The 8,954-nt window shown below is 51.9% G+C and carries 9 protein-coding genes; 7 read left to right on the top strand and 2 right to left on the bottom strand.

From position 1 onward, the window contains the following. The first annotated feature begins 450 nt into the window (after positions 1-450). From VE954_RS20160 to VE954_RS20130, 7 genes are all read left to right on the top strand, one after another. Positions 451-978: a response regulator gene (locus VE954_RS20160; RefSeq protein WP_324956083.1), complete on the top strand. Its 528-nt coding sequence runs from the start codon at positions 451-453 to the stop codon at positions 976-978. Positions 979-1,087: 109 nt separating this feature from the next. Further along, a complete protein-coding gene (ettA, locus tag VE954_RS20155; RefSeq protein WP_324956080.1) occupies positions 1,088-2,764 on the top strand; it encodes an energy-dependent translational throttle protein EttA in 1,677 nt (558 codons plus the stop codon). 30 nt (positions 2,765-2,794) lie between these two features. After that, the gene (gene proS / locus VE954_RS20150) at positions 2,795-4,321 is read left to right on the top strand and encodes a proline--tRNA ligase (RefSeq protein ID WP_324956078.1); all 1,527 of its coding nucleotides are present in this window, start codon (positions 2,795-2,797) and stop codon (positions 4,319-4,321) included. A 119-nt stretch (positions 4,322-4,440) separates the two neighbouring features. Continuing rightward, a complete protein-coding gene (gene purE / locus VE954_RS20145; protein ID WP_324956076.1) occupies positions 4,441-4,938 on the top strand; it encodes a 5-(carboxyamino)imidazole ribonucleotide mutase in 498 nt (165 codons plus the stop codon). Beyond that, the gene (locus tag VE954_RS20140) at positions 4,935-6,014 is read left to right on the top strand and encodes a 5-(carboxyamino)imidazole ribonucleotide synthase (RefSeq protein ID WP_324956075.1); all 1,080 of its coding nucleotides are present in this window, start codon (positions 4,935-4,937) and stop codon (positions 6,012-6,014) included. The genes purE and VE954_RS20140 overlap by 4 nt, the downstream gene beginning before the upstream one ends. A gap of 139 nt (positions 6,015-6,153) precedes the next feature. After that, entirely contained in the window at positions 6,154-6,531 is a 378-nt protein-coding gene (locus VE954_RS20135) for a GFA family protein (protein WP_324956074.1), read from the top strand. A 14-nt stretch (positions 6,532-6,545) separates the two neighbouring features. Continuing rightward, entirely contained in the window at positions 6,546-6,890 is a 345-nt protein-coding gene (locus tag VE954_RS20130) for a hypothetical protein (RefSeq protein WP_324956072.1), read from the top strand. 15 nt (positions 6,891-6,905) lie between these two features. Here the strand turns inward: VE954_RS20130 and dmeF are convergent, their stop codons facing one another. After that, the gene (gene dmeF, locus VE954_RS20125; protein ID WP_324956070.1) at positions 6,906-7,886 is read right to left on the bottom strand and encodes a CDF family Co(II)/Ni(II) efflux transporter DmeF; all 981 of its coding nucleotides are present in this window, start codon (positions 7,884-7,886) and stop codon (positions 6,906-6,908) included. A gap of 79 nt (positions 7,887-7,965) precedes the next feature. Beyond that, positions 7,966-8,954: SGNH/GDSL hydrolase family protein (locus VE954_RS20120; RefSeq protein ID WP_324956068.1), on the bottom strand; the 989-nt coding region annotated here is incomplete at its 5' end.

Below are 8,954 nucleotides of genomic sequence, written 5' to 3'. Positions count from 1 at the left end.
ATCAAACTCTAAAGTTTAAATCCAGGACGAGCCGAAGCTCGCTTTTTTTTATTTTAACCCGACATCTCATCCGAAGATGAAACATCAGAATTGACGTTCGCGCTTCTTCTTTCTGTCTTCTATTCAGTTTTCAAAGAACCTGACGAGTTGTGTGCTTTACTTTCGTTCCGCTTTATTCTCGTCGTGAGAAAGGGTTATACGGGACGGTTTAAAATCGGTCAAACACTTTTTTCCAAATTTTTCATGTTTTTAACCCCGTACGTTTGTGCCTAGTCACTACATTATTACGTGAATGTCATGATGGCTAAGTTGGTGGCTTTTCAATTCTCCCGATTTTTTTAAATGTCTTCGTTAAGTTTTCTGGACGCCTGGCCGAAAGAGTCTTTGTTATTGGTGAAGGTTGTTGGCTCTAGCCAAATTTCTAATAATTTTCGATTATTAGGCTGCAACATGATTAGTCTGAAACTACGATCGAAGATCTCCGCTCCCAAGGTCCTGGTGATCGATGATGAGGTCCAGCTCGCCGAAGTGTGTCGAGCTGTACTGCAGAACGCGGGCGCCAAGGCCAAAGTCATCTATGATGGAGCCGATGCGGAGGAAGCCATTCAAGCTTTCCGTCCCGACATCATTATCTCGGACATTAAAATGCCTGAGGTGCGTGGTGATGAGCTGCTGGTGATGCTGCGGGATCACGGCTACCCGACGCCAGTCATAATGGTCACGGGTCTGGAACGCACCAAGATCTCCATTCCCAAGGATTGCCCGAACCTCTTTGCTCTGATCTATAAACCCATAGAGTATGAACAACTCGTTCGTACCGTGCAGAACTGTCTGAACATCATTGAGGCGAGACAGTTGAACGAAGCCCTGATGCAAAGACTCTTTGAAGCCAGCAAGTCCGAGCTGACGTTCGAAGAGTGGCAAAATACCGCACTCGACGGGATCGTCGATACCATGAATAAGCGTCGGGCGTCCTGATTTTGAGGACGTCCCCTTCCCTCCTTTGCCCCTGTTAGATATGGCGATCGCCACACAAATCCTTTAGATTGTCCACCTCGATCGGATCATCTTCTACAGGTGGAAGTGCATGTCAGATAAAACCGTCATTTATTCGATGGTGGGTATGTCTAAGGTTCACGGTCAAAAGACTGTGCTGAAGAATATCTACCTTTCCTATTACTATGGAGCCAAGATCGGCGTCCTGGGGGCCAACGGCTCTGGTAAGTCGACGCTTCTTCGCATCATGGCCGGAGTCGATCAGGATTTTACCGGTGAAGCGCATCTCTCGGACGGCTATTCAGTCGGTTACCTGCCGCAGGAACCCGCATTGGCCGCTGGCAAAACCGTTCGCCAGATCGTCGAAGAAGGTGTGGCGGAAGTCGTTGGTCTTCTGCGCGAATTCGAAGAAATCAATTTGAAGTTCGGCGAGGACATGAGCGCCGAAGCTATGGATAAACTGATCGCCCGTCAGGCTGAAGTTCAGGATCTCCTGGACCGCATGGATGCCTGGACCTTGGATGATCGTTTGACCTTTGCCATGGACGCTCTGAATTGTCCGCCTCCTGATCAATTGGTTGATCATCTGTCGGGTGGTGAGCGTCGTCGCGTCGCTCTCTGCCGTTTGCTCTTGCAAAAACCAGACATTCTCCTGCTGGACGAACCAACTAACCACTTGGACGCCGAGTCCGTACGTTGGCTGGAAAAGCATTTGCAGGAATACAAAGGCACCATCATTGCCGTAACTCACGATCGTTACTTCCTGGATAACGTCGCGGGCTGGATCCTTGAACTCGATCGCGGTGAAGGCATTCCCTGGAAAGGGAATTATTCTTCCTGGCTCGAACAAAAAGACAAGCGTCTTGAAAACGAAGCCAAATCGGAAGACCGCCGTCGCAAGAGCCTTCAGCAGGAACTCGAATGGGTTAAGATGGCTCCGCGCGCACGTCAGGCGAAAAATAAAGCGCGTATCACCGCTTATGAAAAATTGCTGGGTCAGGAACAGGCCAGCTACGAACGCGAACTGCAACTTTATATCCCCCCCGGACCACGTCTGGGCGATATCGTGATCGAAGCCGAGCATGTGGCCAAGGCTTTCGGTGACAAGTTGCTTTACGGTGATATGAATTTCAAACTGCCCGCAGGTGGTATCATCGGCGTTATCGGCCCCAACGGTACGGGTAAAACCACGTTGTTCCGCATGATCACCGGCATGGATGAACCCAATGGTGGCAGCTTCCGCGTGGGTCCCACCGCCAAGGTTGGTTACATGGAACAGTCTCGTTTGAGCCTGGATCCAGAAAAAAGCATCTATGACACCATCTCGGAAGGCCGTGACGTGATCACGCTTGGCAAGCAGGAAGTGAACGCCCGCGCCTATGTCGGCAAGTTCAACTTCAGCGGCCAGGATCAGCAGAAAAAAGTGGGTGTCCTTTCCGGAGGTGAACGTAACCGCCTGCAGCTGGCGCTCCTCTGCAAATCCGGCGCTAACGTTCTCCTGATGGATGAGCCGACGAACGACCTAGACATCACCACGCTGCGTGCTCTCGAGGAAGCTCTAATCAACTTCGCCGGTTGTGCCGTGGTCATTAGCCATGATCGCTGGTTCCTCGACCGTATCGCGACCCATATTCTGGCCTTCGAAGGTGACAGCCAGGTTTATTGGTACGAAGGCAACTTCACTGAATATGAAGAAGATCGCCATCGTCGTCTGGGTGCAGAAGCGGATGTGCCCAAGCGTGTTCGTTACGCCAAGCTTGAACGTTAATTATTGTGTGTAGAGAATAGGACTGAAACCATGAGTAAAGCACCGCAAACAGCCATCACCCCCACCCGTGCTGACGATTATCCTGAGTGGTACCAGCAGGTCATCAAGGCCGCTGATCTCTCGGAAAACTCAGCTGTTCGCGGCTGCATGGTGATCAAACCCTGGGGTTATGCGATCTGGGAAAACATGCAACGGGTTCTTGATGAGAAGTTCAAGGCAACCGGGCATGAGAACGCTTATTTTCCCCTCTTCATTCCTCTGAGCCTTATGGCCAAGGAAGCGGAACACGTCGAAGGTTTTGCCAAAGAATGCGCCGTGGTCACTCACCACCGTCTCGAGGCAGGTCCAGACGGCGGTTTGGTTCCAGCGCCTTCGAGCAAGCTGGACGAACCCCTCGTGATTCGCCCAACCAGTGAAATGATCATCGGTACCACTTACTCGAAATGGGTTCAGTCCTATCGTGATTTGCCTATTTTAATTAACCAGTGGGCGAACGTCGTCCGCTGGGAAATGCGGACTCGCATGTTCCTGCGCACCACCGAATTCCTCTGGCAGGAAGGTCATACCGTCCACGCTACCGATACGGAAGCGATCGAAGAAACCTTCAAGATGCTCGACGTCTATGCGGATTTCGCTGAAAACTATATGGCGATGCCCGTGATCAAAGGCGAAAAAGCTTCGCATGAACGTTTCCCTGGTGCGGATAACACCTATACGATCGAAGCCATGATGCAGGACCGCAAGGCTCTGCAATCCGGCACCTCGCATTTCCTCGGCCAGAACTTTGCCAAGGCCATGGAAATCAATTTCCAGAATGAAAAAGGCGAAACCGCCACAGCCTGGACCACCTCCTGGGGTGTCTCCACGCGTTTGATCGGTGGTCTGATCATGACCCATGCGGATGATGACGGTCTGGTTCTGCCACCCCGTCTGGCCCCTAAGCATGTCGTGATCATGCCGATCTACCGCAATGACGAAGAAAAGGCCAAAGTCCTGGCCTACTGCAAGAAATTGCAGGCCGATATTGCCGCCACTCGGTATGACGGCGAAAAGATCCGCGTGATGCTCGACGAGCGCGATATTCGCGGCGGCGAGAAAGCCTGGGGTCATATCAAAAAAGGTGTGCCCGTCCGCGTGGAAGTGGGCCCAAGGGATATGGATCAAAACGCTGTTTTTGTGGCGCAAAGAAACAAGGCCCACAAGGATAAGCAGGGGATCCCTCGTGATCAGTTCATCGAAACGCTGCCGCAGATTCTGCAGTCGATTCAGGATGACCTCTTTCAGAAGGCCCTCGCCTATCGCGACGCCAATATGAGAAAAGTCAATTCGCTCGACGAATTGAAAACCTGGTTCACACCCAAGAGTGAAGACAAACCGGAAATTCACGGTGGCTTTGCTTTGGTGCACGTCGCGGATGATGCCGAGATTGGCACGACCTTGAAAGAGATGAAACTTACGCACCGGTGTACACCGCTCGAAGGCGAGAAGGAAGCCGGGACATGTATTTTCACCGGTAAGCCGGTGGAGCGTCGCTCGATTATTGCGAAGTCCTATTAATGCCCTCGTAAGATAAGTCGAGACAAGGGGGCGCTTTGCCCCCTTTTTCGTGGCTGGACAAGCGGGATGAGCTGCTATACAACCATGCCGTCACAAACAGAGTTGGGGAAAACAAAACGATGACAACGTCCATACAGGTCGGAGTGATCATGGGTTCCAAATCCGATTGGGAAACCATGATGCCCGCTGCCGAGATTTTGCAGTCCTGGAATATTCCCTTTGAAGCCAAGGTTGTGTCCGCTCACCGCACCCCGGAACTTTTGGTCAGCTATGCGAAAACAGCAGTTGAACGTGGCCTGAAAGTCATCATTGCCGGAGCTGGTGGCGCTGCGCATCTACCAGGCATGGTTGCTGCTCTGACAGACCTTCCTGTCATCGGCGTGCCGGTTCAGTCTAAAGCTCTGAACGGACTCGATTCCCTTCTCTCGATCGTGCAAATGCCCCGTGGTGTTCCTGTCGCAACCGTTGCGATTGGACCAGCGGGTGCTGCCAATGCTGCTCTTCTGGCTTTAAAAATCCTCGGTCTGCAGAATCCCGAATTGCAAAGTCGTCTGGCAAAAAATCGTGCAGAAGTTGCTGCTGAAGTTTTGGCTCAAACTTTGGAGATGCCGAAATGAAAGTTGGATTTTTAGGTGGCGGGCAGCTGGCCCGCATGATGGCTCTGGCCGGTTATCCTTTAGGGTTACGTTTTCGCTGTCTGGATCCCAACCCCGAGTCCCCGGCCGCTGATCTGATGGAACATATTCAGGCCCCCTTGAATGACCCCGATGCCCTCAGACAGTTTTCCCAAGGGCTCGATTGCATCACGATCGAAAGCGAAAACGTCCCCGTCGCCACCCTCGAAAATCTCCTCCTTCACGGTTCGAAAATAAATCCTGGAATCAAAGCCCTCGCCACCTCCCAGGATCGACTCTACGAAAAAAGCACCTTTCAAAACCTGGGAATCCCCACCGCACCTTTTACCAATATCGCCAGTCGCGAGGAATTGGATAAGGAAGTGCGTTCCCGTGGTGGTGCCTTCATTCTAAAAACAAGGCGTGAGGGTTACGATGGCAAGGGGCAGTTTCGCATTAAATCCCCTGCCGATATTGATGCTGCCTGGGCGGCGCTTGGTGGTCGGGATTTGATTCTGGAGGAATGGTTATCGTTTGACGCGGAATGTTCCTTGATTTCCGTGCGGGATAGCCAGGGCAACACCCGATTTTATCCTCTGGTTCACAACGTCCACCAAGACGGTATTCTCTTCACCTCCGAACCTTGGTCCACCTTCTCGAACACATCCCTACAAAGCAAAGCGGAAGCTCATGCGAAAAAAATCATGCAGGAACTCGATTACGTCGGTGTTCTGACCATAGAATTTTTTGTGATGAAAGGCGACCTTGTTGCCAACGAAATGGCTCCGCGCGTTCACAACTCGGGTCATTGGACTATAGAAGGCGCCGTGACCAGTCAGTTTGAAAACCACCTTCGCGCCATTCTCGGTTTGCCTTTGGGTTCCACGGAACTGCGGGAACCGTTCAAGATGATCAACGTCATCGGCCACATGCCTCGAGCGTCCGATCTTCTCAACATAGAGGGTCTTTGCCTCCATGATTATCGGAAAAAGGCCGCTCCCAAACGAAAACTCGGGCACATCACCCTCCTGCGTCCCAGCCAGGAGAAATTCGAAGCGATCACTAGACAGCTGAAGTAGCGCCGGGACGCCCCAGCTTTACTGGGGCCACCCAATTGAGAACGAAAATACAGGACACAGCATCCATTCCTGTCCTATTGGGCAGGGAGGAATGCTAAAAGTATGGGGTCAGGAGGAATTCTCAAAAAGGGAGTACGCCATGCACAAAGGATCCTGCCTTTGCCAAGCCGTAAGTTTTGAAGTCACCTGCAGCTTGCCACCGCCCGATGCCTGCCATTGCTCACAGTGCCGTAAACAGTCGGGTCATGTCTTCGTATCCACCGATGTGCCCCGCTCCGCAGTGACTATCCATGGTGCGGAAAATCTCACCTGGTACCATTCCTCGGAAAAGGTGATGCGAGGTTTCTGCAAAACATGTGGCTCTTCACTGTTCTGGGACGCCATCCACAAAGATTGGATAGGCATTGCCATGGGCGCGTTTGAAAAGCCTACGAATACCAAGATCCACATTAATGTTCACGTGGCGTCCAAGGGTGACTACTATGAAATCACGGACGGCTTACCGCAAATGGATTGAATGGGTTGAGAGCTATGAAAACGCAGCGCATCTTTTTTATCTGCAGCCAGAATAAATTGAGAAGTCCAACAGCTGAAGCCATCTTTAGTCAGCACGAGTTATTGGAAGTGGCTTCCGCAGGTCTCGATAAGGACGCCGCGACAACGGTAACAGGTGAGCTACTTGAATGGGCGGATGTGATATTTGTTATGGAAAAAAATCATTTGAGCCGTTTGCGCAACCGCTTTGGTAAGTACCTCAAGGACAAGCGAATCATCTGCCTCGACATTCCCGACAACTATGAATATATGGATCCTGTCCTTATCGAGATACTCCAACGCAGGATACCGAAGCTTCTGAATCTTCCCGTCGACTCTTGAAAAGACAGCGGGCCTTTAAACGACCGACCGATTCACTTCAACCGTAATATGCACCAGCTCTTCATGAACACTCAGAGCCTGCTTAAAGTAAGCTGGCTCCACCGCATCCTTGACCGCAACAGCCAGGATACAGGCAAACTTCCCTTTTCCCACGCGCGCCACATGCAGATCTGTAATCGTCGCAGCAACAGGCAACTTCGCAACAACGTCTTTAATCTCACTCACCACCGGCGCATTCATTTCCGCATCCAGCAGAATACGGCCCGTATCCTTAATCAATCCGATAGCCCAAACGGTAACCAGCACAGCCCCAACAATCCCCATCAAGGGATCCATCCAACCCAGGTTCCACCACTTCCCACTCAATAAAGCCACAATAGCCAACACCGAAGTCGCAGCATCCGTAACCACATGCATATAAGCCGAACGCAGATTCAAGTCATGCGCATGCCCATGATTGTGGTGATGATGATGGTGTTCATGCGAGTGGTCATGATCGTGATCATGATGATGCTCATGTCCGTGATCATGCCCATGGTGACTATCCTTCAAAAGCCACGCACTGACAAGATTCGTGGCAAGACCAATAATCGCAATCACAATCGCTTCATTATAACGAATATCGGCAGGATAAATAAACCGTTCCACCGACTGAAACAGCATGGTCCCAGCCACACCCAAAAGAAAGATAGAGCTCGTATAACCGCCCAGAACCTCAATCTTCCAGGTCCCAAAACTAAAATGCGCATGCCCCGCCAACCGTCTGGCCGCAACATAAGCGACCACCGACAGTCCCAGCGCCAAGGCATGCGAGGCCATATGCCAGCCGTCAGCCAGCAGCGACATGGAATTAAACAGCCAACCGCCGATAATCTCCACGACCATCACCACGGTGGTCAGGATCACCGCCCGCGTGGTATTGCGTTCGGCCAGGGGGTTGCCTTCATCGAATACATGGGAATGGTTGCCTTGAAGAATATCCTGAGGCTTGGTCATATTACTTTACTTCCGTATCACGTAGGGACTTGCCTAGGATCATCATACCCGGCGTTTTAACAAACGTCATAGTTTTTACTCAAGGCATGGCCTTACGCATGGCATCATCGACCAACCGTGCCAATTTCAAATGCCCCTTCATGCTCAAATGAAAGCAGTCATTACTGATATCCTCGGGCGCAAACAGAAGATCCGATGTTTCCCGCAGATGGTGGATCTTGAACGAGGGATGCACATCAGCCAGTTTCTTGGCCAGCTTGTCGAGCTCCTGCCGATACGCAGCCAGCATCCCCGACAAACGCAACTGGATCTCGGTCCCTTTGTCTTCATGCACCGAAAACAGCGAGGGGCAGTAGGTCCGAGGTCCCTGACCAAACATCAGCCCAAACAAAAACTTCTCGCTCATGCCTTCCTTAAGCAGCTCCGTGGTCGGACTCTTGAACCGTCCACTCTGCAAATCCCGGCAGGTCAAATCCTGCCCGTAAGCCTTCACCGGCCGCCCCAGGATTTCGGGAGAACTCACCAACTGCAAAATCCCCAAGGGATCCAGCAGCCAGATATGGGTCGCACTATGATCAGGCTTGGCATTGCGGATCAAATACCGCAGCGCCACTTCCTGATGCTTGGCATATTCCGCCGCCTCGGTCGCAAACTCCGCCTGCGGCGCACACAGATCATTCCCGGTAAAAAACATAAAAACATGCCGTGGCGCCTTCGACCCCGTGGCATCCAGCAAACGATCCACCTGCCGCGTAGCATGCTCGGAACGCTCACCATCCCGCGCCGCAATCAGAATTTCATGCGGACTGATCTTGCGTTTCCGTCCGAGCAGATAACCCCAGCTGTATTCCTCGGTATCGAGATAACGCCGGCCCAGAACCAGCATCGCGCTGTCCGTCACCCAACTGAACGCATTATCAAATTCCCGCGCGGAAAAATCCAAGCGCCACGGCGCCAGCGCAGGCTGTTCAATCGGTTCCCATGTTTCATTGAGGAGTTGGTAGTATGCGGGGCTGGGACTCATATCGACCTTGTCCGCAAAAATCTGACTCAAGAGGTCAATATCGA

The sequence above is a fragment of the Oligoflexus sp. genome (genome assembly GCF_035638955.1).
Taxonomy (GTDB): Bacteria; Bdellovibrionota_B; Oligoflexia; order Oligoflexales; family Oligoflexaceae; genus Oligoflexus.
The sequence above is the reverse complement of the archived record's forward strand: the minus strand, read 5'-3'. Positions and strand labels throughout refer to the sequence as shown.

Excerpts from the sequence above, each read along its gene's own strand:
- VE954_RS20130 (WP_324956072.1), top strand. The coding sequence starts at position 6,546 with ATGAAAACGCAGCGCATCTTTTTTATCTGCAGCCAGAATAAATTGAGA.
- dmeF (WP_324956070.1), bottom strand. The coding sequence starts at position 7,886 with ATGACCAAGCCTCAGGATATTCTTCAAGGCAACCATTCCCATGTATTC.
- VE954_RS20135 (WP_324956074.1), top strand. The coding sequence starts at position 6,154 with ATGCACAAAGGATCCTGCCTTTGCCAAGCCGTAAGTTTTGAAGTCACC.
- VE954_RS20140 (WP_324956075.1), top strand. The coding sequence starts at position 4,935 with ATGAAAGTTGGATTTTTAGGTGGCGGGCAGCTGGCCCGCATGATGGCT.
- proS (WP_324956078.1), top strand. The coding sequence starts at position 2,795 with ATGAGTAAAGCACCGCAAACAGCCATCACCCCCACCCGTGCTGACGAT.
- purE (WP_324956076.1), top strand. The coding sequence starts at position 4,441 with ATGACAACGTCCATACAGGTCGGAGTGATCATGGGTTCCAAATCCGAT.
- VE954_RS20160 (WP_324956083.1), top strand. The coding sequence starts at position 451 with ATGATTAGTCTGAAACTACGATCGAAGATCTCCGCTCCCAAGGTCCTG.
- ettA (WP_324956080.1), top strand. The coding sequence starts at position 1,088 with ATGTCAGATAAAACCGTCATTTATTCGATGGTGGGTATGTCTAAGGTT.